At 35.7% G+C, this 24,048-nt stretch carries 25 protein-coding genes and 2 pseudogenes; 20 read left to right on the top strand and 7 right to left on the bottom strand.

The window, feature by feature from the left end:
• Positions 1 to 56 precede the first annotated feature (56 nt).
• From VF726_RS28070 to VF726_RS28025, 10 genes are all read left to right on the top strand, one after another.
• Positions 57 to 1,334, top strand: coding sequence for a neutral/alkaline non-lysosomal ceramidase N-terminal domain-containing protein (locus tag VF726_RS28070; protein ID WP_440173476.1), 1,278 nt, complete (start codon positions 57 to 59; stop codon positions 1,332 to 1,334).
• Between the two features lie 151 nt (positions 1,335 to 1,485).
• Complete coding sequence (gene cdr / locus VF726_RS28065) at positions 1,486 to 3,150, top strand: CoA-disulfide reductase (RefSeq protein WP_440173475.1); 1,665 nt, start codon at positions 1,486 to 1,488, stop codon at positions 3,148 to 3,150.
• Positions 3,151 to 3,335: 185 nt separating this feature from the next.
• Complete coding sequence (locus VF726_RS28060; protein ID WP_000456206.1) at positions 3,336 to 3,599, top strand: metal-sensitive transcriptional regulator; 264 nt, start codon at positions 3,336 to 3,338, stop codon at positions 3,597 to 3,599.
• Between the two features lie 88 nt (positions 3,600 to 3,687).
• On the top strand, positions 3,688 to 4,248 hold the full coding sequence (locus VF726_RS28055) for a sulfurtransferase TusA family protein (protein WP_440173473.1): 561 nt from the start codon (positions 3,688 to 3,690) through the stop codon (positions 4,246 to 4,248).
• Positions 4,249 to 4,286: 38 nt separating this feature from the next.
• The gene (locus VF726_RS28050; RefSeq protein WP_440173471.1) at positions 4,287 to 5,417 is read left to right on the top strand and encodes an MBL fold metallo-hydrolase; all 1,131 of its coding nucleotides are present in this window, start codon (positions 4,287 to 4,289) and stop codon (positions 5,415 to 5,417) included.
• A 27-nt stretch (positions 5,418 to 5,444) separates the two neighbouring features.
• A complete protein-coding gene (locus tag VF726_RS28045) occupies positions 5,445 to 5,675 on the top strand; it encodes a sulfurtransferase TusA family protein (RefSeq protein WP_002070570.1) in 231 nt (76 codons plus the stop codon).
• A gap of 30 nt (positions 5,676 to 5,705) precedes the next feature.
• Positions 5,706 to 6,065, top strand: coding sequence for a rhodanese-like domain-containing protein (locus VF726_RS28040; protein WP_440173469.1), 360 nt, complete (start codon positions 5,706 to 5,708; stop codon positions 6,063 to 6,065).
• A gap of 14 nt (positions 6,066 to 6,079) precedes the next feature.
• Positions 6,080 to 6,376, top strand: a complete 297-nt coding sequence (locus VF726_RS28035; RefSeq protein ID WP_429600966.1) for a rhodanese-like domain-containing protein — start codon at positions 6,080 to 6,082, stop codon at positions 6,374 to 6,376.
• 225 nt (positions 6,377 to 6,601) lie between these two features.
• Positions 6,602 to 7,081 (top strand): DsrE/DsrF/DrsH-like family protein, encoded by a 480-nt coding sequence (locus tag VF726_RS28030; protein WP_000437730.1) that lies wholly within the window; start codon positions 6,602 to 6,604, stop codon positions 7,079 to 7,081.
• A gap of 33 nt (positions 7,082 to 7,114) precedes the next feature.
• Positions 7,115 to 7,879, top strand: coding sequence for a sulfite exporter TauE/SafE family protein (locus tag VF726_RS28025; protein WP_440173466.1), 765 nt, complete (start codon positions 7,115 to 7,117; stop codon positions 7,877 to 7,879).
• 33 nt (positions 7,880 to 7,912) lie between these two features.
• Here the strand turns inward: VF726_RS28025 and VF726_RS28020 are convergent, their stop codons facing one another.
• Entirely contained in the window at positions 7,913 to 8,353 is a 441-nt protein-coding gene (locus tag VF726_RS28020) for a hypothetical protein (RefSeq protein WP_076535726.1), read from the bottom strand.
• A 148-nt stretch (positions 8,354 to 8,501) separates the two neighbouring features.
• The gene (locus VF726_RS28015) at positions 8,502 to 9,698 is read right to left on the bottom strand and encodes an LCP family protein (protein ID WP_440173464.1); all 1,197 of its coding nucleotides are present in this window, start codon (positions 9,696 to 9,698) and stop codon (positions 8,502 to 8,504) included.
• Positions 9,699 to 10,012: 314 nt separating this feature from the next.
• On the opposite strand from VF726_RS28015, the gene VF726_RS28010 reads away from it, so the two are divergent.
• Complete coding sequence (locus VF726_RS28010) at positions 10,013 to 11,011, top strand: YhdH/YhfP family quinone oxidoreductase (protein WP_440173463.1); 999 nt, start codon at positions 10,013 to 10,015, stop codon at positions 11,009 to 11,011.
• Between the two features lie 34 nt (positions 11,012 to 11,045).
• On the opposite strand, the gene VF726_RS28005 is transcribed toward VF726_RS28010, so the two are convergent.
• Together VF726_RS28005 and VF726_RS28000 are read right to left on the bottom strand one after the other, a co-directional pair.
• Positions 11,046 to 12,701 carry a Na/Pi cotransporter family protein gene (locus tag VF726_RS28005; protein WP_000456273.1) on the bottom strand — a complete coding sequence of 552 codons (1,656 nt, stop codon included), beginning with the start codon at positions 12,699 to 12,701 and terminating at the stop codon, positions 11,046 to 11,048.
• A 332-nt stretch (positions 12,702 to 13,033) separates the two neighbouring features.
• Positions 13,034 to 14,236 carry an MFS transporter gene (locus VF726_RS28000; RefSeq protein WP_440173461.1) on the bottom strand — a complete coding sequence of 401 codons (1,203 nt, stop codon included), beginning with the start codon at positions 14,234 to 14,236 and terminating at the stop codon, positions 13,034 to 13,036.
• A 318-nt stretch (positions 14,237 to 14,554) separates the two neighbouring features.
• On the opposite strand from VF726_RS28000, the gene VF726_RS27995 reads away from it, so the two are divergent.
• The 7 genes from VF726_RS27995 to VF726_RS27965 all read left to right on the top strand — a co-directional run bounded on the left by VF726_RS27995 (position 14,555) and on the right by VF726_RS27965 (position 21,117).
• Positions 14,555 to 15,643, top strand: a complete 1,089-nt coding sequence (locus VF726_RS27995) for a DUF871 domain-containing protein (protein WP_440173460.1) — start codon at positions 14,555 to 14,557, stop codon at positions 15,641 to 15,643.
• A gap of 73 nt (positions 15,644 to 15,716) precedes the next feature.
• Entirely contained in the window at positions 15,717 to 17,657 is a 1,941-nt protein-coding gene (locus tag VF726_RS27990) for a BglG family transcription antiterminator (RefSeq protein WP_440173459.1), read from the top strand.
• Positions 17,658 to 17,767: 110 nt separating this feature from the next.
• Positions 17,768 to 18,088: a PTS lactose/cellobiose transporter subunit IIA gene (locus VF726_RS27985; protein ID WP_000131338.1), complete on the top strand. Its 321-nt coding sequence runs from the start codon at positions 17,768 to 17,770 to the stop codon at positions 18,086 to 18,088.
• A 1-nt stretch (position 18,089) separates the two neighbouring features.
• Positions 18,090 to 18,395: a PTS sugar transporter subunit IIB gene (locus tag VF726_RS27980; protein WP_071711575.1), complete on the top strand. Its 306-nt coding sequence runs from the start codon at positions 18,090 to 18,092 to the stop codon at positions 18,393 to 18,395.
• An 82-nt stretch (positions 18,396 to 18,477) separates the two neighbouring features.
• Positions 18,478 to 19,788 carry a PTS sugar transporter subunit IIC gene (locus tag VF726_RS27975; protein ID WP_001013061.1) on the top strand — a complete coding sequence of 437 codons (1,311 nt, stop codon included), beginning with the start codon at positions 18,478 to 18,480 and terminating at the stop codon, positions 19,786 to 19,788.
• A complete protein-coding gene (locus VF726_RS27970; protein ID WP_000900031.1) occupies positions 19,764 to 20,042 on the top strand; it encodes a hypothetical protein in 279 nt (92 codons plus the stop codon). Before VF726_RS27975 ends, VF726_RS27970 begins: the two co-directional genes overlap by 25 nt.
• Positions 20,032 to 21,117, top strand: coding sequence for a DUF871 domain-containing protein (locus tag VF726_RS27965; protein ID WP_440173457.1), 1,086 nt, complete (start codon positions 20,032 to 20,034; stop codon positions 21,115 to 21,117). Before VF726_RS27970 ends, VF726_RS27965 begins: the two co-directional genes overlap by 11 nt.
• A gap of 159 nt (positions 21,118 to 21,276) precedes the next feature.
• On the opposite strand, the gene VF726_RS27960 is transcribed toward VF726_RS27965, so the two are convergent.
• From VF726_RS27960 to VF726_RS27950, 3 genes are all read right to left on the bottom strand, one after another.
• Positions 21,277 to 22,296, bottom strand: coding sequence for a DUF4179 domain-containing protein (locus VF726_RS27960; protein ID WP_440173456.1), 1,020 nt, complete (start codon positions 22,294 to 22,296; stop codon positions 21,277 to 21,279).
• A complete protein-coding gene (locus VF726_RS27955; RefSeq protein WP_440173455.1) occupies positions 22,289 to 22,822 on the bottom strand; it encodes a sigma-70 family RNA polymerase sigma factor in 534 nt (177 codons plus the stop codon). The genes VF726_RS27960 and VF726_RS27955 overlap by 8 nt, the downstream gene beginning before the upstream one ends.
• An 80-nt stretch (positions 22,823 to 22,902) precedes the next feature.
• Positions 22,903 to 23,421, bottom strand: a complete 519-nt coding sequence (locus VF726_RS27950; protein ID WP_440173453.1) for a recombinase family protein — start codon at positions 23,419 to 23,421, stop codon at positions 22,903 to 22,905.
• A 157-nt stretch (positions 23,422 to 23,578) separates the two neighbouring features.
• Here VF726_RS27950 and VF726_RS27945 point away from each other — a divergent pair.
• Together VF726_RS27945 and VF726_RS27940 are read left to right on the top strand one after the other, a co-directional pair.
• Positions 23,579 to 23,722: pseudogene (locus VF726_RS27945) on the top strand (DUF4158 domain-containing protein); the annotation flags it as partial.
• Between the two features lie 39 nt (positions 23,723 to 23,761).
• Positions 23,762 to 23,881: pseudogene (locus tag VF726_RS27940) on the top strand (HEAT repeat domain-containing protein); the annotation flags it as partial.
• Positions 23,882 to 24,048 lie beyond the last annotated feature (167 nt).

Below are 24,048 nucleotides of genomic sequence, written 5' to 3'. Positions count from 1 at the left end.
GTTAAATATGCTATTCTTGAAAAAAGGGAGTTACATAGAGAAATGGAGCGATTCGAATGAGCAAAATAGGGGTATGCAAGGTGGATATTACGCCGCCTGTCGGTATTGATTTTGTTGGATATCATAGAGAGACAGGAATAAATAATATTGAAGAGCGTATTTATGGGACAGTTTTTGTATTTGAAAAAGATGAAATGAAAACTGTGTTTATAAGTATTGATAATATTGGAATGTTAGTAGAAGATACGAATATAATTCGTGAGCGAGTAGCAAGTAGGCTTCATGTGCCGTTTGAGCAAATAACAGTTGTTTATACACATACCCACTCTGGTCCAGAAACGGTCGGTGATAATCCGCTAGTACAGTCGTATAAAACAATTTTAGTAAATAATGTAGTGCAAGGTGCTGTTACTGCGAATAACAACTTGAAGCGATGTGAAGTTGGCTGGGGTGTTACGACAGGTGATATTGGAGTAAACCGAAGAGAGCGAACATCTGATGGAAGAGCGAAGATGGGAACAAATATTGAGGGTGTTGTAGATAAACGAATTGGTATGCTAGTAATAAGAGATGCTGAAACGAAAGAGCTATGTGGGATTGTAGTATTTTGTACGGCCCATCCGAATGTTTTAAAAGGTGATAGTGATGCATTATCAGCGGACTATCCGGGAATGACAAGAGAGATTCTTGAGAAGACCGTAAATTGTCCTGTTATGATTGTGCAAGGTGCTGCTGGTAATGTGAATGCGAAGTATCGCGGTTCAAGGGAAGCATTAAAGCAAATGGCTTACACACTTAGTGGACATGTATTAACGATGTTGCCAACAGTTACATATAGCCCAATTGTAAATGTAAGAACAGCTTCGGGTAAGGTGAAAATGAAGTTGAAAGATATTCCTGAAATGGATGAGATACGAAGCATGGCTCAATCCGCCGAGAAGCAGTGGGGCGTGAATACGGATGAATGGCTTACTATCGTTTTAGAGAAATATAAGCAAGGTATTCGGCAGTTAAGTATTGATTTAGAAGTGCAACTGTTTCAAGTTAATGATGGTACGTTCTCAGGTATACCAATGGAACCTTTTTCAGAAACTGCTTTAGAAATGAAAGAGCGTCTTCAAAATGAACTAGCTTTCTTTGGGGGATATACGAATGGATATATTGGGTATTTACCGACAAGGGGAGAATTTGAATATGGTGGTTATGAAGTGGAATTCAGCCCTGTAGTGTATGGAACGGTTACAAATTTATTGATGCCACCGAAAGAGAATACAGCAGATGTAATCGTACAGAAAGTTATGGAACTATACGCAAAAGAACTTGGAGAGATCTAGGTTCTTTGTTTATTTGTTTCGAATTTGTGAAAGAAAGCCATATTGATTGAAATTAAATTTTTTATAATTTATTATATACCCATACAGGTATAGGTTTTGCGTTTATTATACATGAGAAAATTAAATAATAAATAATATGGAGGTTTAAAATATGTCTAGAAAAATAGTTGTAGTAGGCGGAGTTGCCGGCGGGGCATCAGTAGCTGCAAGGCTTCGTCGTTTAAGTGAAGATGATGAAATTATTATGGTGGAGCGCGGTGAATACATTTCATTTGCAAACTGTGGATTGCCATATTATATTGGCGGTGTCATTACAGAAAGAAAAAAATTATTAGTACAAACTGTTGAGAGAATGTCAAAGCGTTTTAATTTAGATATACGTGTATTGAGTGAAGTGGTAAAGATTAATAAAGAAGAGAAAACAATTACGATAAAGAATGTAACTACAGATGAAACATATAACGAGGAATATGATGTTTTAATTCTTTCACCAGGGGCGAAACCAATTGTTCCACCTATTCCGGGTATTGAAGAAGCGAAGGCGTTGTTTACGTTACGAAATGTACCTGATACAGATCGTATTAAAGCGTACATTGATGAGAAGAAACCACGTCATGCGACGGTGATTGGTGGTGGATTTATTGGAGTGGAAATGGTTGAGAATTTAAGAGAACGTGGAATTGATGTTACTCTCGTAGAGATGGCAAATCAAGTAATGCCACCAATCGATTATGAAATGGCAGCATATGTACATGAGCATATGAAAAATCACGATGTTGAGCTTGTTTTTGAAGATGGTGTAGATGCATTAGAAGAGAATGGGAATGTTGTACGTTTAAAAAGTGGTTCAATTATAGAGACAGATATGATTATTTTAGCAATTGGTGTACAACCAGAGAGTAGTTTAGCGAAAGATGCAGGGTTAGCTTTAGGAGTTAGAGGAACGATAAAAGTAAATAAAAAATTTCAAACATCGGATCCACATATATATGCAATTGGTGATGCGATTGAAGTGAAAGATTTTGTTACAGAAACAGAAACGATGATTCCTTTAGCGTGGCCAGCTAATCGTCAAGGTCGTATGTTAGCAGATATTATTCATGGTCATACGGATTCTTTATATAAAGGTACGCTCGGAACTTCTGTAGCTAAAGTTTTTGATTTAACGGTTGCTTCGACGGGAGTAAATGAGAAAATATTAAAACGATTAAATATACCCTATGAGGTAGTACATGTACAGGCAAATTCGCATGCGGGATACTATCCGAATGCTGCGCCAGTGCTAATAAAATTAATTTTTAATAAAAAAAGCGGAAAAATTTATGGAGCGCAGGCGTTAGGACGTGACGGTGTAGATAAACGTATCGATGTTATCGCAACGGCAATAAAAGCAAATTTAACTGTAATTGATTTGCCAGATTTAGAATTATCATACGCACCGCCATATTCTTCTGCGAAAGATCCAGTAAACATGGTGGGGTATGCCGCAAGTAATATAGTAGATGGTTTTGTGGAAACGGTACAATGGCATGAAATAGATCATATTGTTGAAAATGGTGGATATCTTATTGATGTTCGAGAGCCTAATGAACTAAAACAAGGAATGATTAAAGGTTCTATTAATATTCCGTTAGATGAATTACGTGATCGTTTGGATGAGGTGCCGGTAGATAAAGAAATATATATTACTTGTCAACTCGGCATGAGGGGATACGTTGCAGCACGCATGTTAATGGAAAAAGGGTATAAGGTAAAGAATGTAGATGGTGGTTTTAAATTGTATGGAACGGTAGTACCAGAACGTGTTGTATATTGATATTTTTTCATCTTCCACTTCAAAATTTGGTGGAAGATGAAAGCCTATAGATTAAGGTTTCACTTTATGTTTTGCGAATATATAAGGTGAAAATTAAAAATAGGGGTTTACGAAATACCCTGCAGGGTATAATATATTGTCATAGGTTATAAATAGTGACATAATGGTAATGAGGTGATTATACAATGGAATATAATCAAGACATGAAAAATAGATTAAAGCGTATTGAAGGTCAAGTTCGTGGTGTGCTTCGTATGATGGAAGAAGGAAAAGATTGCCGAGAGGTTATTACACAGTTAACGGCATCTCGTTCTGCACTTGATCGTACAATTGGCCTCGTTGTTGGAACAAATTTAGAGCAATGTTTGCGTGAACAGTTTGAAAGTGGTAATGGTTCAAATGAAGAATTAATTAAAGAAGCTGTTCAATTACTTGTAAAAAGCCGATAATCTGTCAAACGTAAGTGTTGACAGATTTTCAAAAACATTTCAATATACCCCTACAGGTATATGTATATAAATTATGGAGGAATCGACTATGAGTATAAAAGTGGATATGAGTTTAGATTGTAAAGGGTTGGCTTGTCCGATGCCGATTGTGAAGACGAAGAAGGGGATAGAAGGATTAGCATCAGGCCAAGTGATTGAAATTAAGGCAACAGATAAAGGATCTACAGTAGATATACAAAGCTGGGCAAATAAAGTAGGGCATCAATATATCGGGACAAAACAAGAGGGCGATGTTTTAATGCATTACGTTAGAAAAGCAAATGAGCATGAAATGAATGAAATAGTGAAATATCCTCATACAATTACGAATTCGGAATTGGAAGAGATAGTATTAAGTGGTGAAGAGTGTATTGTAGTAGATGTTCGTGAAGCGGCGGAATTTGCTTTTGGTCATATTCCATCGGCTATTTCGGTACCATTAGGCGAACTGAGCAGTGCAGAATTAGATCAGACGAAGCAAATTTATGTTGTTTGCCGAACTGGTAACCGTAGTGATGTAGCTTGCCAAATGTTGAAAGAGCAAGGGTATTCAAATGTGAAAAATGTCATTCCAGGTATGATAGAGTGGCAAGGGAATGTGGGGAAATAAAATTTTTTAAATAAAAATATACCTATGGGGGTAATTATATGAGCATTAAACCGTTATATGCAAAAGATGTTGCAGAGAAAGTTTTATTCGGAGAGTTGTTTATTTTAGATGTTCGTAATGAGACGGATTATGAAGATTGGAAAATTGAAGGGAAACAAATTTCTTCTATAAATAAACCGTATTTTGATTTGTTAGATGGTGTAGAGCATATTGCAAGTGAATTGCCGAGGGAGAAAGAGATTTTAGTCGTATGTGCGAAAGAAGGTTCTTCGCAGTTTGTTGCAGAGCAATTGCTAGATGCTGGCTTCCATAATGTGTTTTATTTAGCTGGCGGTATGAAGGCTTGGAGTGAATATGTAAAGCCTATAAAAGTTGGAGATTTAAAAAATGGGGGAAGTATGTATCAGTTTAACCGTCTTGGAAAAGGCTGTTTATCTTATATGGTCGTTTCAAATGGTGAAGCAGTAGTTATTGATGCAGTCAGAACAGTTGAAGCGTATGAAGAATTTGCGAAAGAGCATGATGTTACGATTACGAATGTAATGGATACACATTTACATGCAGACCATATTTCTGGAGGACGTAAGTTAGCGGAAAAAGTAGGTGGTACGTATTGGTTACCGCCAAAAGATGCGGAGGAAGTTGTTTTCTTATACGAACCGCTTGTTGAAGGATCTGTTATTACGGTGGGGGGTACTAAAATTGAAATTGACGCATTATACTCACCGGGGCATACGATTGGAAGTACATCATTTATTGTAGATGATTCCTATTTATTATCAGGCGATATTTTATTTGTAGATTCAATCGGGCGTCCAGATCTTGCTGGAAAGGCTGAGGATTGGGTGAGTGATTTACGAGAAACTCTATATAACCGATATAAAGTACTATCTCAACAATTAATTGTGTTACCAGCTCATTATTCAAAAATAAGTGAAATGGATGAGAATGGTGTTGTGAGCGCAAAGTTAAAAGATTTATTTACGTATAATGCAGGGCTAAATATTGAGGATAAGGAAGAGTTTCGTAAAGTTGTAACAGAGAATTTACCACCTCAGCCGAATGCTTACGGAGAAATTCGTCAAACGAATATGGGTAAGATTCATCCAAGTGCGGATGAAGAGCGTGAAATGGAGATTGGTCCAAATCGTTGTGCAGTTCATGAATAATAAAAGAAATAAAAAATGGAGGAATAGATGATGAATGTAAAACAAGTATTAGATGCGAAAGGTTTAGCATGTCCAATGCCGATTGTAAGAACGAAGAAAGCGATGGATACTTTACAAACGGGAGAAGTGTTAGAAGTACATGTGACGGATAAAGGGTCAGTTAAGGATATTCCAGCATGGGCGAATAAAGGTGGTCATGACATCGTAAAGCATGTAGAAGAAGCTGATGTACTGAAATTTTGGATTAAGAAGGCGTAGTAGTTTTATAAATGTAGAGAGGTTGGTTATATGAATACAATATTAAGTACGCTTTTCGTTGTATTTGCTGTAGTAGTTGTTATTTCGCGTTTTTTACCGGTAAAAGGTGTTCAAAATATAAGCGGGAAAGAATTAAAGGGGATAGCGGGAAAAAAGGGAAAACAATTCATCGATGTTCGCGCAATAGGTGAATATAGAGGGAATCATATGAAAGGATTTCAAAATATCCCGTTAAATGAGTTAGCTAGTAAAGCAAATCAGTTAGATAAAAATAAGGAAGTAATCGTTATTTGTCAGAGCGGGATGAGAAGTAAGCAAGCAGCAAAAGTATTAAAGAAATTAGGATTTCAGCGAGTTATTAATGTTTCAGGTGGTATGAATGGTTTGTGAGGAGGAAATGTAAAATGAAAGAAATGACAGTAAAAGAATTAGAAGAAAAATTGTTACGTAAAGAAGCAGTAAATATCGTAGACGTACGTGAAGTAGAAGAAGTTGCTGAGGGGAAAATCCCAGAAGCATGTAACATTCCATTAGGACTATTAGAATTTCGTATGCATGAGTTGGATAAAAAGAAGGAGTATATTATCGTTTGTCGCTCTGGTGGAAGAAGTGCAAGAGCAGTTCAGTTTTTAGAGAGCTACGGTTTTCAAGCGATCAATATGGTAGGTGGTATGTTAGCGTGGGAAGGTAAAGTCTTATAGTACAGAGATAAAGTGAAACTTTAATCAGTGGGGGTTTTTGTCCATCCCACACTGATTATTAGTTGAACCAATCGGGCTTTTACGGGCAGTTGGTCCTTCACCTAACTTCTTCGCTTCCGCTGAATTTTGAGGTGGGGGTCTTACTGCCCGTTAATGCGGGATAAATGATTTGAGGTTTTTTATAAATAACAAAATACCCCTATAGGTAATTGGAGGGAGAACAACATGGAACAACAGAAGAAAACAACAATCGTTTTATTTAGTGGAGATTATGATAAAGCGATGGCTGCTTATATTATTGCAAATGGTGCAGCTGCTTATGATCAAGAGGTTACTATTTTTCATACTTTCTGGGGATTAAATGCTTTAAGGAAAGATGAACATGTGAAGGTAAAGAAAACTTTTATCGAAAAAGTATTTGGAAAAATGATGCCGCGCGGAGCTGATAAGATGGGATTATCAAAAATGAATTTTGCCGGTATGGGACCAAAGATGATTAAAGGTATTATGAAAAAACATAATGCGATGCCTTTACCAGATTTAATGGATTTGGCGAAAGAACAAGGAATTAAACTTGTAGCTTGTCAAATGACAGTAGATTTATTAGGGTTAAAAGAGGAAGAGATTATGGAAGGGGTAGAGTTTGCAGGAGTAGGAGCATATTTAGCAGATGCTTCGGATGGGAATGTGAACTTATTCATTTAAATCACCTTCTTTTTAGAAGGCGGGGGATATAAGGTGAGTTTAGTCGTATTACTTTTTATAATTGGGTTTATCGGATCGTTTATATCAGGAATGGTTGGAATTGGCGGTGCGATTATTAATTATCCGATGATCCTATACATGCCGGTATTGCTAGGATTTACTGGCTATACGTCACATGAAGTGAGTGGTATTACAGCGGTGCAAGTATTCTTTGCAACTTTTGCAGGGGCATGGGCCTATCGGAAAAGTAATGATATGGATAAAACGCTAGTTATGTATATGGGAGCTAGTATATTAATAGGAAGTTTCATAGGGAGTTTTGGTGCTAACGTATTGGAGGAACATACGGTAAATGTTGTTTATGCAGCGTTAGCAACAATTGCTGCCATTATGATGTTCGTACCGAAACGTAATAATGGTAATGAAGTGAAATATAATAAATGGTTAGCAAGCCTGTTAGCTTTTATTGTAGGCGGAGCATCAGGCATTATAGGTGCTGGAGGTTCGTTCCTTTTAGTACCGATTATGCTAGTTATTTTAAAATTGCCGATACGTACAACGATAGCAACATCTATCGCTATTACGTTTATTTCCTCAATAGGGATTACAACTGGAAAAGTGATAACTGGGCAAGTGGTCGTAATTCCAGCTCTTATTATTGCGATTGCAAGTATCATTGCTGCGCCGCTTGGAGCGCGAGTTGGGAAGAGGATTAATCAAAAAGCACTACAATATATGTTATCGATTTTGATTGTAGGAACTGCTGTTAAGATGTGGATTGATATGATATCGAAATAAAAGGATGGCGCTGCTTGCAGCCCATCCTTTTGTTTATGCCCAAATAACTTTCATTAAGTTTTTATATTCGTCATTTGCTAATTTATATAGCATTCTCGTATGTTCAAATACAAGTGCTGGATTAAAGTTTGGTTCTGAGAATGCAAGCGATGCTGAAATATCAATTGCATTTTGCTTGTTTAATGTGAATTTTGCAAATCGATAAGATGTGTTTAATTCATTGATAACGTGCAAAATATCATTTGTTGCTGTTGCATCTGGTACATGAGCAACATTGAAGCAGTATATATCTACAGTAGGATGTTCGTTTTGGAAAGCAGCGATAAGTTGAATTTTTGCGCCAGCTTCTGTCTCTAATCCTACTGAAAAGTGAACAGAGCCATCATTTTCATCTATATTTTCTTCCATGAATATATCGTTTGACTTTAAGTAGTCTTTAAAATCTGAGATGTTATGTTTTACTGCAGCTTTCATATGTATGAGCCCCCTGATAATTGGAATAGATTGCTACTATTTATTATAATTTAAAAATATTAAAAAAGATAGTTAGAAAGTTCTGATTTTTAGTTTCAGATAAATAAAAAGAAGCAGTACTCTACCTCCATAGAGAACTGCTTCTTTTTTATTCATTGTCGCCAGACGATGTTTCTGTGTCTTCACGGCTATTTTTTTCTTCATTGTTACTTGATTCGCGTTCACTTGAATTTTCAGACTTAGATTCTTTTGTTTTTTCTGTACTTGTTTTCTTTGAATCCGATTCTGTTTTTGTATATGCTGGTAATCCAAGATGAGCACGAAGATCGTTTGTAACTTTTGCTAATTCTTTTTTATCTGGATTGTAGTAATATGTTCGGCCGCCACCAGCAGATTTGCTGCATGTATCGTCACCTTTTTCCATATAGCAGTCGTCACCTTGAATTTGTAATTTCTCAATTGAAGAATCCGCTCCATACTTATAGAATGAAAGCATATCATCAAATGTTAAGTTTGTAACGAATTGCCCGTCAATATCATCAATGATGTTACCAACTTTTGTTACAGATCCAACGCTTGTTAGTTTCTCTAAAATTGCTTCAATAACGAGTTGTTGACGTTGTCCACGCATTGCATCACTATCGATGTGGCGCGTTCTAGCAAGAGCAAGAGCTTCTTCACTATTTAGCTTTTGAACACCTTTTTTCAGGTGAATCGCATCAGCATTATCATTACTATCTTGTTCAGTAAATTCAACTGGTACATCTACTTCAATACCACCTAAATCGTCGACAATTTTCATAAATGATTTGAAGTTAAACTTTACAAAGTAATCAACAGGAACATTTAGTAATTTTTCAACTGCATCAATACTTGCTTGTGGTCCACCATCTTTTCCGTTTTTAGTAGAACCGTATGCATGAGCGTGTGTAATTTTATCTTTTTTCTTTTCCACTGGGATATAAGTATATGTATCTCGTGGAATACTTAATAGTTTTACAGTTTTGCTATCTTTATTAAACGTTGCAAGTAATAGTGCATCCGTTCTTATAGCTTCACCATATTCTTTTCCTCGGACATCGCTTTCATCAACACCCATTACTAAGACAGAGACATTGTTTGTAATAGGTTTTACAGCTTTATCACGTAAATCAGATTTATCACCGCGCGCTAAATCGTGTGCGGCATTTCGAACAGCAGAAGATGCTTTATTTACTAAAAACCAAGTATAACCGCCACCTACTATTAAAAAGAATAGAATAACGCTTATAATAATTTTTGTTTTTTTCTTACCTTTTTTCGGTTTACTGCGTGTATTTTCTTGCAAAGATGGGTTTTGCTCCATTTCTTGTACTCCTTCATTTGGATTGAAATACGACACTCATATCCACTTATTATAATGAAATTTGACGAAAAAAAACATTACAAAACATTTACATTTCGTAAAAATTCAATATATTTATAAAAAGTCAGATTTTTTATATTTTATTTTTGAGATGTAGAATAAGTATAAGTTGTTTTGGTGTAAATGAAAATATGTATTGTGAGAAAGTAATAGAGAAGTAAGATTTGTTGAAATATAGCCAAGAAGAAATGTGTAGGTTTACTTATTTCTTCTATATAATAAAGAAGAATTTGACGGATAAAGGAGAGAGCGTAATGAATCATACATCATTCCGAGCAATCGTTGTGAACGAAACAGAAAGTAAGCAGTTTGTAAGAAACGTTGTTGATAGAGAAGTAAGTAGTTTACCTGAAGGAGACGTATTCATACAGGTTCATTATTCTTCATTAAATTATAAAGATGCGCTTTCAGCTACCGGTAATAAAGGTGTTACGAGAACATATCCTCATACGCCAGGAATTGATGCAGCAGGAGTGGTTGTGAGTAGTGAAGATGCTACCATTAAAGCAGGAGATCAAGTCATTGTAACGGGATATGATTTAGGGATGAATACTTCTGGTGGTTTCGGAGAATATATTCGCGTGCCGGCATCTTGGATTGTTCCTTTACCAGAGGGAATGTCATTAAAGGAAAGCATGATGTACGGGACAGCAGGTTTTACAGCTGCCTTATCAGTGTATAAGCTTATTGGAGCAGGTATCACGCCTAGTATGGGAGATGTTTTAGTAACGGGTGCTACAGGCGGTGTAGGGAGTGTAGCTGTTAGTATTTTAAGTAAATTAGGATTTAACGTAGTAGGAGCGACAGGGAAAATGGAAGAGGAACAGATGCTACTACGTCTAGGAGCGAAAAAAGTGATTCATCGTACGGAGTTGAATGATGAATCCGGAAGACCAATGCTAAAAGGGATATACGCCGGGGTTATCGATACTGTAGGCGGACACATGCTAGAAACCGCTTTAAAAATGGTCAAGTATGGTGGTTGTGTAACGACATGTGGTAATGTGGCAGGCCAGGAATTACAAACAACGGTATATCCGTTTATTTTGCGAGGTATAAGTCTGTTAGGGATAGATTCTGTGCAGTGCCCAGTGGATGTAAGAAGAGATGTGTGGACGCTCTTAGCAAGTGAATGGGAAAATAAAGAGCTACTATCTTATATAGAAGAATGTACATTAGAAGAGTTAGATGAGAAATTTACACTTATATTGCAAGGAAAGTTAAAAGGAAGAACGGTTGTAAATATGAAATGAAAAAAGAGACGCTAACGTAAGCGTCTCTTTCTTATTATAATGATTGTTTTAAATTGACTTTACCTTGTTCACCTAAAACACCATCAGCGATATTTACAGCGTGATCACCGATACGCTCTAAGTTACTTACCATATCAACGAAGATGATACTTGCATCACCTGAACAGCTACGTTCGTTTAGACGTAATACGTGACGTTTACGAAGAACGCGTTCCATTTGGTCGATTTTACGTTCTTTTGCAATAACTGTTTGAGCTAGTTCAGTATCGAAGTTTGTTAAAGCTTCAACTGCGTCTTGTAATGTTGAAATTGTTAACTCAAGCATTTCATTTAATTCAGCTAATGCTTCGCTTGATAAAGAAACACGATTTGAAATTTGGAAATCTACAAGCTCTACAAGGTTTTCTACATGATCACCGACACGTTCAATATCTCCAACAACACCTGCTAGGACTGAATGCTTCTCAGAGTCTGTCGGTGAAAGTGGTTTTTCTGATAGTAAAACTAAATACTCGGTAATTTTTTTATCTAAATTGTTAATAGCTCCTTCTAATTGAGTAGCCATGTTCGCGTGTTTTTTGTCTTGTGTATTTAAAAATTGATTCGCTTCTTTTAATCCATGTAATGAAAAATCAGCCATACGAATAATCTCTTTTTGAGCTTCTGTTAAAGCGATAGCTGGAGATTGTTCAATAAAGATTGGATTTAAATGTTGCGGTTTGAAATCAATAGCAGCATCTTCACCACGAATAATTTTTGTTACAATCCATGCTAATACAGCGATGAATGGGAACTGAATAATTGTATTCGTTACGTTAAATGTCCCGTGTGCGAATGCAATTGTCATTTCTGGATTTAAGTTTAATGACGTTTGGAAATATTGGATTAAGCTTGTAAATGGTACTAATAAAATTGTAAAGATGATTGTACCGATAATATTAAAGATAACGTGAACTAATGCTGCACGTCTTGCGGCAATTGAAGTACCGATTGCTGCTAATACTGCTGTAATTGTTGTACCGATATTATCACCGAATAATACAGGAAGGGCAGCTTGTAAATCGATTGCACCTTGACCGAATAGTTCTTGTAAAATACCGATTGTTGCACTTGAACTTTGTACAATTAAAGTGAAGACTGTACCAACAACAATACCTAAAATTGGATTGTCACTCATGCTAACCGTTAATTCTTGGAATGACTCTAAAGAACGAAGAGGCTTCATACCTGCGCTCATTAATTCTAAACCGAAGAATAACATACCAAAACCGAATACAACTTGACCTATAGAATGTACTTTTTTATTTTTAAAGAAGAATAGTAAGATTGCTCCAACTGCCATAACTGGAAGTGCGTATTCTCCGATTTTAATTCCGATAATAAATGCAGTAACTGTCGTACCGATGTTCGCACCCATAATAACACCAATTGCTTGTCTTAATGTCATAAATCCGGCACTAACAAGACCGACTGTTAAAGCGGTTGTTCCTGAACTTGATTGGATTAATACAGTAACTAACATACCTGCTAATACACCCATCAGTGGGTTTGTTGTAAAGCGATCTAGAATATCGCGAAGACGATCTCCAGCTGCTTGTTGCAGTCCATCGCCCATGTATTTAATCCCGAATAAGAAAATACCTAATCCACCAATGAACTGGAAGATCATATCTTGAACATTATATTCCACGCATTCCACTCCTTAAATTTCATGTACGATGTAATTATTAACTAAACCTTGAGGCACTGTAAACGGTTTGCAAGTAAAATTTACACTAAATTTACAAAGAGAAGAAAAGTTTACAATTACTTAAAGAAATAGCTGTATTTTATTGGTTTTCATCTTATATAAATCTTAATTTTGTAAAGAAATCACACTTTTTAGAATAGTATTGTTGAGCTGAATATGGAGGAAAGCGTCTGCGAGTTCATCGTATATTTTTTGATGAAAGTTAAAAAAATATGTAGGAAAATGCATGTAGTTTTATAACATTAAAAATACGATAAAAAAAGCCACTGAAATTATCCAGCAGCTTTTTCTCTGTTTTTATCTCCATGTTTTTGTTTTCTTACATTTGTGATGTAAATGAACAGGAAAGCAATAAGTAGTAGAGAGGAATAGCGATATACAGTTGCGTAGTTTGTAAAATGTGCAATGAATCCAAATATAATTGCGCCAGCGCCAATTCCAAGGTCAAATGCTGAGAAGAATGTAGCGGTTGCGACGCCTCGTCGGTGCGGTGCTACTCGGTCGATCATCCATGCTTGCAGTGCAGGTTGAATCGCTCCAAAACCACTTCCGTAACATGCTGCTGCAATAATTAAACTCGGAATAGTAGTTGTGTACGACAACAAAATAATACCTGTAAACGTAATAATAACTCCTGGAATAATGACGAATGTATGACCTTTCGCATCATATAACTTTCCAGAAAACGGACGAGTGACAGCAATTGCAAGTGCATTAAATAAGAAGAATAGGCTTATATCAGCAATTCCGACTTCCGTAGCAAATAATGTAATAAAGCTCCCGATACCTCCGTACATTAATGTAATACATAATATTAATAATGAAGGAAGTAAAGCTTTGCGCTCAATAAATCCATCGAGAAAGGTACCAGATGTTTGCTGTGGTGGTTGCGGCGATTTTTTGATTTGAAGTAGTTTCGTTAATATTAATGAAATAATCGTGCAGGAAAGTGCACATAAAAAAAGAATTGTGAAGTTATATGTTTGCATAAGCCAAAGTCCGATAAGTGGACCGAGCGCCATTGCAATCGTTCCAGAAAGGCCGAAATATCCCATACCTTCACCGCGGCGAGCTTGTGGAATTAAATCTGAAACGACAGTTCCATATGTAGTCGTTGTAATACCAAAACCAGCTCCGTGTAAAATTCGAACGGCCAGCAATAGGAAGACGGTTGAAGCGAAAAGGTAACTGCCCATAGCGAGTAAACAAATAGAAGTACCGATCATTAAAATGATTTTTTTGTTGAATTTTTGCAAGGCGTTTCCAGTTAGCGGTCTAACAAAAAGTGCTGCAACGGTAAACATACCGACAACAAATCCGATGTTGGAACTTGTGCCGCCAATTTCTTTCACATAAACAGGTAAAGTAGGAATTAACATTTGAAATCCTAAAAACATACATAAGTTGGCTAGAATTAGCGCCATAAACTCTTTCGTCCATAACGGTTCTCGTTTTACGAGTATTGCCTCTCCCATATATTCATCCCCTATATAAAATTTCTCTTTTCTTTCGAGTATATGTATTGGTCAATGTAACAGTCAAGGAAGGTGTCTTGAAAACGTATAACAATTTTCGAGGTGAAAAAACTGACAAATTTGTGTAAAAGCTACACAACTATGAAAAAAAGATGTAAAGTATAGATGTATAGACTTGTAGTTGTTATGAATGATAGAAATTGTTTTTTCTTTAAAGAAAGCGGATTCAAAAAGTAGTGAACGAGAAGGGGATATATACTTTTTCACTACATATATTTGAAAAGGTTTACAAAACAATGAAGAAAGAGGCGTGTACATATGAGACGATTAGGTATTTCTATTTATCCAGAACATTCAACAGTAGAGAAAGATAAGGAATATTTAACATTAGCAAGTAAATACGGATTTACACGTGTATTCACATGCTTATTGTCTGTAGATGGAGAGAAAGAGAAAATTATAGAAGAATTTAAAGAAACGATCTCTCATGCAAATGCATTAGGGTTCCAAGTATTAGTTGATATTAGTCCATCTGTCTTTACACAATTAGGTATTTCATATAATGATTTATCGTTCTTCCATGAATTAGGTGCGTACGGTATTCGTTTAGATGTTGGATTCTCTGGTTTAGAAGAATCAATTATGACTTACAATCCATACGGCTTAAAAATTGAAATTAATATGAGTAACGGTACGAAATATGTAGATAACATCATGAGCCATAGACCAAACCGTGAAAATTTAATTGGTTGCCATAATTTTTATCCACATCGTTATTCAGGATTATCATACGATCATTTCATTAAATGCTCGAAACAATTTAAAGATTACGGTATGAGAACGGCTGCTTTTATTTCATCATTTGATGCAACATACGGACCTTGGCCAGTAACAGAAGGATTATGTACGTTAGAGCAGCATCGTGAATTACCGATGACAACACAGGCGAAGCATTTGTTTGCGACAGAATTAATTGATGATGTCATTATTGCGAATGCTTATGCATCAGAAGAAGAATTAGAGGCACTAGGTGCATTAAATAAAGAGAAACAAACATTTGATATAGAGTTATATGATACAACGACAGAACTAGAAAGAATTATTGTATTAGAGGAACCGCATTTTTATCGCGGGGATGTATCTGAATATATGATTCGCTCGACACAAAGCCGTGTGAAATATAAAAAAGAAGAGTTTAAACCTCATAATACACGTGAAATTAAGCGCGGCGATCTTTTAATTGATAATGAGCAATATGGCCAATATAAAGGTGAATTGCAAATTGCATTAAAAGATATGGTGAATACAGGAAAAACAAATGTAGTTGGTCGAATTGTAGAAGAAGAGATTTTCTTACTAGACTATTTACAAGCGTGGGATAAATTCGGATTTACATTAAAGAAATAGATAAAATGAAAAAGGAAAAAACTACTGACCTCAGCAGCTTTTTCCTTTTTACATAATTGCGAGAGGAAGAGCTATGACAAAAATGCATCAGCGATTAGTTTCTATTTTAGAGGAGTTTTTAGAAGAGAAATCGATGTTAAATCGAGCTTTTTTAGCGAGCCGTTTACATGTATCAACGAAGACGATTCAAAAAGATATAAAATTATTAAATGATATATTGGAAGAAAACGGAGCGAAAATTGAATCGCAAAGAGGGACTGGATACGAATTAGAAATTATACAAGCGAAGAAGTTTGAAGAGTTTTGCGTGAATCTATTTCAAAAACAGACGGAAAAAATCCCAACTTCTTATGAAGAAAGGATAGCGTTCATTCTGCAGCGTATTTTAACGACAGAGGGATATGTGAAGCTTTCACAGTTAGCAGAGGAGATTTATGTAAGTAAATCGACTGTAAATTTAATTATGAAAGATGTGACAGATATATGTGGTCGTTATCAATTACAAATTGAAAAGAGACCGTATTATGGTATACGTATTGTGGGAGAGGAGTTTCATATTCGTTCTTGTTTATCACAATATGGTTTACCGCGTTATGACCATACGCCGTTTCATGAGCAATTTGAGCAGAGTGATACATATGTATCGTTACCTCATATACCGCTTATCCGTTCGATTATATTAAAGTATATCGAGGGAGGAACGATATATTTATCAGATATAGAGATTGATAATTTAGTTATTCATATTGCGATCGCGTTAAAGCGTTGTGAAGATCAACATTATATGAAAGGGCTAAATAAGGAGCAAGCTGAACTTATCATAAAGAAAGAATATACAATTGCGAAAGAGATTGTAGGGGATTTAGAGAAAGCGTTGCATCTTTCATTTCCCGAAGAAGAAGTTTTATATGTGACGATGCATTTATTAAGTACTGCTGTTACAGCGAAAGATCGTTATGAAAATGTAGAAGAACTATTAGGAAAAGATCTATATGCATTCATGCAACATATTCTTTTTAAAGTAGCGGAAGAACGGAATCTTATTTTTTATTATGATGAAGAATTATTATTTGGATTTGGTGTTCATTTAAAAACGTTATTAAACCGTTTGAAGTATAAGTTAAATACGAGAAATCCTCTTTTGGCAGAAGTGAAAAAGAATTATCCGTATGCTTTTGAAATTGCGGTTCTCGTTGGAGATATAATTGGTGAATATACGGGAAAATCGATTCCGGAAAGTGAAATTGGTTATATTGCGATTCACTTCGGCGGAGCGATGAGTCGTTTGCAGGAACAGAATCAAAAGAAAAGATGTTTATTAGTTTGTGCGACTGGTCAAGGAAGCGCCCAGCTATTGAAATATAAAATTTTATCACAGTTCCGAGATAAATTAGAGATTGTAGGGATCACAGGCTATTATCAATTGAAAGTAGAAGATCTTTATAAAGAAAAGATAGATTGTATTATTAGTACGATTCATATACCAAGTGGTTTGCCTGTGCCTGTTATAAAAGTAAACTCAATATTTGATGATAAAGAGATTAAGTCAATCGGTCAGCAGTTGTTTACGCATGTGAATACTAGTGTGCAGCAATATATGAAGGAGGATTTGATTTATTTAAATCATAGCGCCTCTACGAAGGAAGAGGTTATCCAATTTTTATGTGAGAAAGCTGCTGAGAAAAACTATGTACCAGAAAACTTTTATGATTCTGTTATGGAAAGAGAGAATACATCGCCTACAGCGGTTGGGAATTTAGTTGCGATTCCGCATCCGATGCAGTTATTAAGTGAGAAAACATTTTTGATGTTTTGTACACTTGATAAAGCGGTTGACTGGGGCGATAAGAAGGTACAAGTTATTATTTTATTTAGTGTAAAGCGCAATAATAATGAAGATTTACAAAAGCTTTATGATTTTTTATATGATATTATGTCTAGTCAAAGTGCGATAGAGAAATTAACGAATGCTGAAGGTATTGAAGATTTCCAAGAGGTGTTACTGTCTATATAAAAAAGTATGTAAAAACTTCCGTTATACAACGGAAGTTTTTTATGTTTAATTGTATGCGTTTTCATAATAATATAACAATATAGAAAAAAGATAGCTTGGGGGAATTTAAAATGACTGATATGCAAACTCCATTTGCGTTAATTTTACATGGTGGCAACGCGAGAAGCGCGTCACTGGAAGCAATTGCTTTTGCAAGACAAGGAGATTTTGAGAATGCGAGTGAAAAGATGACACTTGCTAGTGAAGAAATTTCAGCAGCTCATCGCATTCAAACAGACTTGATTCAAGAAGAGGCAAGAGGAAATCATGCAGAAATCAGTTTACTGTTAGTGCATGCACAAGATCATTTAATGAATGCAATTACAGTGAAAGAACTTGCTGAAGAATTTATCACTCTTCATAAACGAGTAGAAGAGAAAGTGACAGTATAAGATGTACATTTTATTATGTTGTGCAGCAGGCATGTCAACGAGTATGGTTGTAAGAAAAATGCAAGAAGAGGCAACGAAACAAGGGAAGGATTATAAAATTAAAGCAGTTGATTCAGAACTTGTGAAACTGGAAATAAAAAATGCTGATGTAGTTTTAATCGGTCCACAGGTGAAGTATTTGTTTCCAGCGGTACAGTTTCTTGCGAAGTCATACGATATACCGGTTGCAATTATAGAGCAACGAGATTATGGCATGTGTGACGGTTTGAAAGTACTGAAACAAGCAGAACAATTAGTTTTAGCATAATTATATTTTTTTAAATATAAACATTATAATGTTATAACTTTATTTCGTTCCTTCATTAAAAAAAGAAAGAGGAGGGGTATTGATGAATGGTTTTATGAGCTTTATGGAACAAAAGATTATGCCAACAACACAAAAGATTGCAGGACAACGACATTTATTAGCAATTCGAAACGGGGTTATTTCTACATTACCGTTAACGATTGTCGGATCATTTTTCGTTATCTTTTTAAACTTACCAATTGATGCATATATGGAGTGGATTGCACCGTTTCGCCATATTTTAGATATTCCATTCCGATTTACAGTAGGACTAATGGCGTTATACGCAGCATTTGGGGTAGGAGCTTCACTCGCGAACTTTTATCAGCTCAATCAGTTAAGTGCAGGGTTGTTATCTGTACTCGCCTTTTTACTAGCATCAGTTGAACCAATTCAAATTACGAAAGCTGTACCAGGTGTTATTGATGCAGGTAGATACATTTCAGTAGGAACATTAAGTGCAACATCTTTATTCGGCGCAATTGTTACAGCGTTAATTGCAGTAGAAATTTATCACTTTATGATTAAGCATAATATCTCGATTAAATTACCAGATAGTGTACCACCAGCGGTTTCGAATTCGTTTGCAGCATTAATTCCAACTTTAGTCGTTATTCTTTTATTCTGGGGTATTCGTTACGGTTTAAAATTTGATGTAAATACAACAATCACATATTTAATCGCACCACTAAAATCAGTATTAGTAGGAAATAATTTATTCGGCGGTTTATTAACAGTATTCTTAATCGTGTTCTTCTGGTCATTCGGTATACATGGCCCTGCGATTTTAGGACCAATCATTCGTCCGATGTGGGATTCAGCAATTCTTGAAAATATGGAAGTATTCACAGCTACAGGAAATGCACATCAATTACCAAACTTATTTACAGAGCAATTTATTCAATGGTTCGTATGGATCGGTGGATCAGGCTCAACGTTAGCTTTAGTTATTATGTTTATGTTCTCTAAATCTAAGTTCCTAAAAGAGTTAGGTAGATTATCATTTGTACCAGGCTTATTCAATATTAATGAACCGATTATTTTCGGGGCACCAATTGTAATGAACCCAATCTTAATTATTCCATTCGTTATTACACCGTTAGTGACAACGACAGTATCATATTTCGCAGTTGTTTCAGGTATGATTCCATTGATGATGGCGAAACTGCCATTTACGATGTTAGCACCAATTGCAGCGGTTATTAGTACGGACTGGACAATTATGGCTGGTGTACTTGTACTTGTTAACTTTGTTATCTCATTTGTTATTTACTATCCGTTCTTCAAAATGTATGAGAAACAACAAGTAGCAGGAGAGGAGAAAGAAAAATGCTCGGAGCAATTATCATCTTAATTACATTCGTAGCGGGGCAGTGTATTGCGCATTATTCAAAATGGGTACAAAGTAAATCTTTATTAGTTTTACTACTCGTATCAATTTTATTTATCGGTTGTTCAATGGGTGCGTATGTAATGTTAGGATTACAATCACCGTACGTAATTATTGTACCAACAATTTTATGTGCAACATGTTTATCTGCAAAATATAGATTTACGAGCATGGCATTAATACAACGTGTGAAGGAGATGCAAAAGCATGGAGCGTAAATTAGGGATTTCACTTTATCCAGAACATTCAACGAAAGAACAAGATATGGCATACATTTCGGCAGCGGCACGCCACGGTTTTTCAAGAATATTTACATGTCTATTATCTGTGAATCGTCCGAAAGAAGAAATTGTAGCTGAATTTAAAGAAATTATTAATCATGCAAAAGATAATAATATGGAAGTTATTTTAGATGTAGCTCCGGCAGTATTTGATCAACTTCGTATTAGCTATAGCGATCTATCATTCTTTGCGGAGTTAGGTGCAGATGGTATCCGTTTAGATTTAGGTTTTGACGGTTTAACAGAAGCGAAAATGACGAATAATCCGTACGGCTTAAAAATTGAACTGAACGTAAGTAACGATATTGCATACTTAGAAAATATCCTTTCGCATCAGGCGAATAAACCAGCTTTAATTGGTTGTCATAACTTCTATCCGCAAAAATTCACGGGTCTTCCGTATGATTATTTCATTCGCTGTAGTGAACGCTTTAAAAAGCATGGTATTCGCACGGCAGCATTTATTACGTCACATGCAGCTAACATCGGGCCATGGGATATTAATGACGGATTATGTACGTTAGAACAACATCGTAACTTACCGATTGAAGTACAAGCGAAACATTTATGGGCAACAGGGCTTATTGATGATGTGATTATCGGAAATGCTTATGCGAGTGAAGAAGAGTTAGAGAAACTAGGAAACTTAAATCGTTACATGTTACAGCTGAAAGTACAATTTGTAGACGAAGCGACTGAAGTAGAGAAGAGAGCCTCGCTGCAAGAATTACACGTAAGACGCGGCGACATAACAGAATATATGGTACGTTCTACAGAAGTACGTAAAAAGTACAAAGACTATGACTTCCCAGTGCGCGAAAGTGTACTACAGGAAAGAGGGCAAGTTGTAATTGGTAACAACTCATTCGGAAAGTATAAAGGTGAACTGCAAATCATTTTGAAAGAAATGCCGATAGATGAACGAAAAAATATTGTCGGTACAATTGCAGAAGAGGAGTTATTCTTACTAGATTATGTAGGAGCTTGGACGCAGTTTACTTGTGTGGAATAGGGAAGGGCAGTAAGAGGATGCTGGGGGCATCCTCTTTTTTCTGTTAGCTATGGAATCCGGCTTTCATGACGGCTTTTAATAAAGCTCGTTATTCAACTATCGCGTGTTCGTTAGCTTAAGGTACTTCTGCGATATGAGTAAACGAAGCAAACGAGGTCATTATTTACTTTTATTTAAAGGAACGACTAATTCTAATTCCTTTATTTCTTCACTAAATCCTTCACTATTTGTTCGACTTGGCTTGAGTGTAAATGATTTTGGTATGGTATCCATTGGAGGCAAAGTCAGTACCATATGATGACTATAGTTCCCAAAAGCCATGCCTTCCTGTAGTTCTTCATATACATGACCATTATCATCGACTACAGAGAAATGAAACCATGGCCAACTATCGTTTTTATCCATTTCGGCAGGATAATCAATCGTTAGGTCTATTCTTGTTGATAAAGGTGAGAATGTTACTTTGTCGGCTGTTAGTGTATACACTTCATCAACCGTTTGAGTTGTAACTTCTGGATAAAACTCAAATACATCACCTTTTATTTTTTCAAGTGGGAAAGCCACCTTCAACTTACCTTCATAGCCAAATAAATCTTCTCCATGGACCTCAATCTCAATGTTATCGCCATATTCATTATATTTAGAAAAGGTAATTTGATGATGTTCAATTATTGTTTTCGAGTTTACGTCATCTTGCCCTCCTGAACCACTCGCTGGTTTAACTTCTTGTCCATTAATTGTTATATAGCTAAAGCCGGCCTTTTCTTCTTCCATCGAAAGTTCTTTTTGACCTGTGTAAACAACTGTTACGATTAACCGGTTTCCATCATAAGCTGCTTCTTTTACAGTCATTGTTACGCCGTTTTTACTATCTTGTTTATCAATTACTGTCGTAAGTTGATTGTGTTCAATTTTATCTGAGGCAATGTCTCTAAAATCTTTATAAATTGGACCAATTAGGGGAACATTTGATAAGGCTTCCGCCATGCCTGTTGAAACAAATCCAGAACCAAGCAAAGATAGACATAACCCACATGCAACCAAGATTGACCGTTTTGTGGTTCTTCCGGATTTTCTTTTTTTCTTGGCTTGAAAGATAGCCGCCTTCTCCCTAGCCATTAGCTTTTCAACAGGTACATTTATGTTGTCGATGGATCGATTGAATTTGTCTTTATTCATAAAGATAGCCCTCCTTTAAAATGGGTCTTAACTCTTTTTTCGCCCTATTTAAGTGTGATTTCACGGTTCCTTCCGGGTAATTCATGATGGTGGCAATTTCCTTAATGGACAAATCGTGATAATACCTCAACAAAATAATGGTCTTAACAGTAGGATTTAAGAATTTAAATGCTTCTGATAAATCCATCGAATGCATGATAAAATCAACATTTTCAGAAGCGATTAATTCAGTAAAGATTTCCTCATTATCTGTAGTAAAATGGCGAGACTCTTTCCGAATAAAATCAATCGATTTAAAAACTAGAATTTTTGTAATCCAACTCGAAAAATGTTCAGGCTTTTTTAATGTCTTTATTGAAATATAGGCTGTATAAATTGTTTCTTGATAGACATCAAGAGTATCTTGTTCATTTCTAACATATGCATAGGCTGTTCGATACAGCTTTTGTCGAACAGCATCAATTAGTTGTTCAAATGCTTCATCATCACCCTTTTTTGCTTTTTTCACTAATTTCGCTATATCCATTTTGGTTCTCCTCTCCGTTACACAATAAAGTCGAATGAGGAAGTAAATTGGTTGCAAAATAATTAAATATATTAAAATTGTTATCCATTATCTTTTTCAATTTCCTTTAGCCTACGATAAAATGCCGCCTGACTGATTCCTGTAATTGCACATATCTCCTTTACAGTTTTATTGGTAGTTTTACGTAATTCAATGGCATGATTCATACCTTGATGCTTATCTGTATATTTTTTAACTCTTCCTCGATATTTCCCCTTTTGCTTGGCCAATTTAATTCCTGAACGTTGCTTCTTTTTAATCATTTCTCGATCTAGTTCACTAAAAGCTGCCATTACCGTTAAAAAGAATTTACCAGTTGGTGTTCTGGTATCTATTCCTAAGTTTAAAATAACAAAGTGTATATCTCTTTCTCTAAGTTGTTCAACTAACTGCAGTAACTGAATAGTGTTTCGACCAAGACGATCCATTCGTGGTACAACTAATGGATCATTAGGAGCTACTTTGGAAAGAAGTTCATCTACTCCGTATTTTGTAAGTTCATCAATCTGGCTATCTAGATTTTGATCTTGTGTACTTACTCGAGTATATCCATAAATCATTTTTATTCCTCTTTTAATCTATAATTTTGATAAGTTTTATTGAGAGTCTATTAAGCTAATAATATCAAGGAGCCCAAAATCATATCAATAGAGTACACTCTATTAATATATAATTGAACTAATTAACTGAATAATTATAGAAATGAGATGATACTGTATGAAAATGGCGAGAGGTAGAGAATTGCTTACGCCGGAACAGCGACAAGCCTTTATGCAAATTTCTGAAGGTGAGTGGGTGCTAGGAACCTACTACACTTTTTCAAAACGAGATTTAGAAATTATAAATAAGCGAAGGAGAGAAGGAGATGGAAGCGTGTATCGATGATTTATTAAGATGGGTGATGAATCAGAGATCATCATTGCTCTGCGTTTCTTACATAAGTTTGTTAATCAGGAAGAAGTTTTACAGACGTTTGATAAAGTGTACAAAAAACGTGGGAACTTTTTTATCCCGCATTAACGGGCAGTAAAATTCCCACCTCAAAATTCGGCTGGAGCAAAGAAGTTAGGTGGGAGATCAACTGCCTGTAAAAGCCCGATTGGTTCAACTAATAATCAGTGGGGGATGAACAAAACCTCCACTGATTAAAGTTTCATTTTATGTTAGAGAGGAAGTGGATTCGAGAT

Origin of the sequence: Bacillus sp. Brlt_9 (genome assembly GCF_051948935.1) — a bacterium.
Classification (GTDB): domain Bacteria; phylum Bacillota; class Bacilli; order Bacillales; family Bacillaceae_G; genus Bacillus_A.
This window is presented reverse-complemented; position numbering and strand designations above follow the sequence as displayed.

Coding starts and splice junctions, on each gene's coding strand:
- VF726_RS28070 (WP_440173476.1), top strand. CDS start 57: ATGAGCAAAATAGGGGTATGCAAGGTGGATATTACGCCGCCTGTCGGT.
- cdr (WP_440173475.1), top strand. CDS start 1,486: ATGTCTAGAAAAATAGTTGTAGTAGGCGGAGTTGCCGGCGGGGCATCA.
- VF726_RS28060 (WP_000456206.1), top strand. CDS start 3,336: ATGGAATATAATCAAGACATGAAAAATAGATTAAAGCGTATTGAAGGT.
- VF726_RS28055 (WP_440173473.1), top strand. CDS start 3,688: ATGAGTATAAAAGTGGATATGAGTTTAGATTGTAAAGGGTTGGCTTGT.
- VF726_RS28050 (WP_440173471.1), top strand. CDS start 4,287: ATGAGCATTAAACCGTTATATGCAAAAGATGTTGCAGAGAAAGTTTTA.
- VF726_RS28045 (WP_002070570.1), top strand. CDS start 5,445: ATGATGAATGTAAAACAAGTATTAGATGCGAAAGGTTTAGCATGTCCA.
- VF726_RS28040 (WP_440173469.1), top strand. CDS start 5,706: ATGAATACAATATTAAGTACGCTTTTCGTTGTATTTGCTGTAGTAGTT.
- VF726_RS28035 (WP_429600966.1), top strand. CDS start 6,080: ATGAAAGAAATGACAGTAAAAGAATTAGAAGAAAAATTGTTACGTAAA.
- VF726_RS28030 (WP_000437730.1), top strand. CDS start 6,602: ATGGAACAACAGAAGAAAACAACAATCGTTTTATTTAGTGGAGATTAT.
- VF726_RS28020 (WP_076535726.1), bottom strand. CDS start 8,353: ATGAAAGCTGCAGTAAAACATAACATCTCAGATTTTAAAGACTACTTA.
- VF726_RS28015 (WP_440173464.1), bottom strand. CDS start 9,698: ATGGAGCAAAACCCATCTTTGCAAGAAAATACACGCAGTAAACCGAAA.
- VF726_RS28010 (WP_440173463.1), top strand. CDS start 10,013: ATGAATCATACATCATTCCGAGCAATCGTTGTGAACGAAACAGAAAGT.
- VF726_RS28000 (WP_440173461.1), bottom strand. CDS start 14,236: ATGGGAGAGGCAATACTCGTAAAACGAGAACCGTTATGGACGAAAGAG.
- VF726_RS27995 (WP_440173460.1), top strand. CDS start 14,555: ATGAGACGATTAGGTATTTCTATTTATCCAGAACATTCAACAGTAGAG.
- VF726_RS27990 (WP_440173459.1), top strand. CDS start 15,717: ATGACAAAAATGCATCAGCGATTAGTTTCTATTTTAGAGGAGTTTTTA.
- VF726_RS27985 (WP_000131338.1), top strand. CDS start 17,768: ATGACTGATATGCAAACTCCATTTGCGTTAATTTTACATGGTGGCAAC.
- VF726_RS27980 (WP_071711575.1), top strand. CDS start 18,090: ATGTACATTTTATTATGTTGTGCAGCAGGCATGTCAACGAGTATGGTT.
- VF726_RS27975 (WP_001013061.1), top strand. CDS start 18,478: ATGAATGGTTTTATGAGCTTTATGGAACAAAAGATTATGCCAACAACA.
- VF726_RS27970 (WP_000900031.1), top strand. CDS start 19,764: ATGCTCGGAGCAATTATCATCTTAATTACATTCGTAGCGGGGCAGTGT.
- VF726_RS27965 (WP_440173457.1), top strand. CDS start 20,032: ATGGAGCGTAAATTAGGGATTTCACTTTATCCAGAACATTCAACGAAA.
- VF726_RS27960 (WP_440173456.1), bottom strand. CDS start 22,296: ATGAATAAAGACAAATTCAATCGATCCATCGACAACATAAATGTACCT.
- VF726_RS27955 (WP_440173455.1), bottom strand. CDS start 22,822: ATGGATATAGCGAAATTAGTGAAAAAAGCAAAAAAGGGTGATGATGAA.
- VF726_RS27950 (WP_440173453.1), bottom strand. CDS start 23,421: ATGATTTATGGATATACTCGAGTAAGTACACAAGATCAAAATCTAGAT.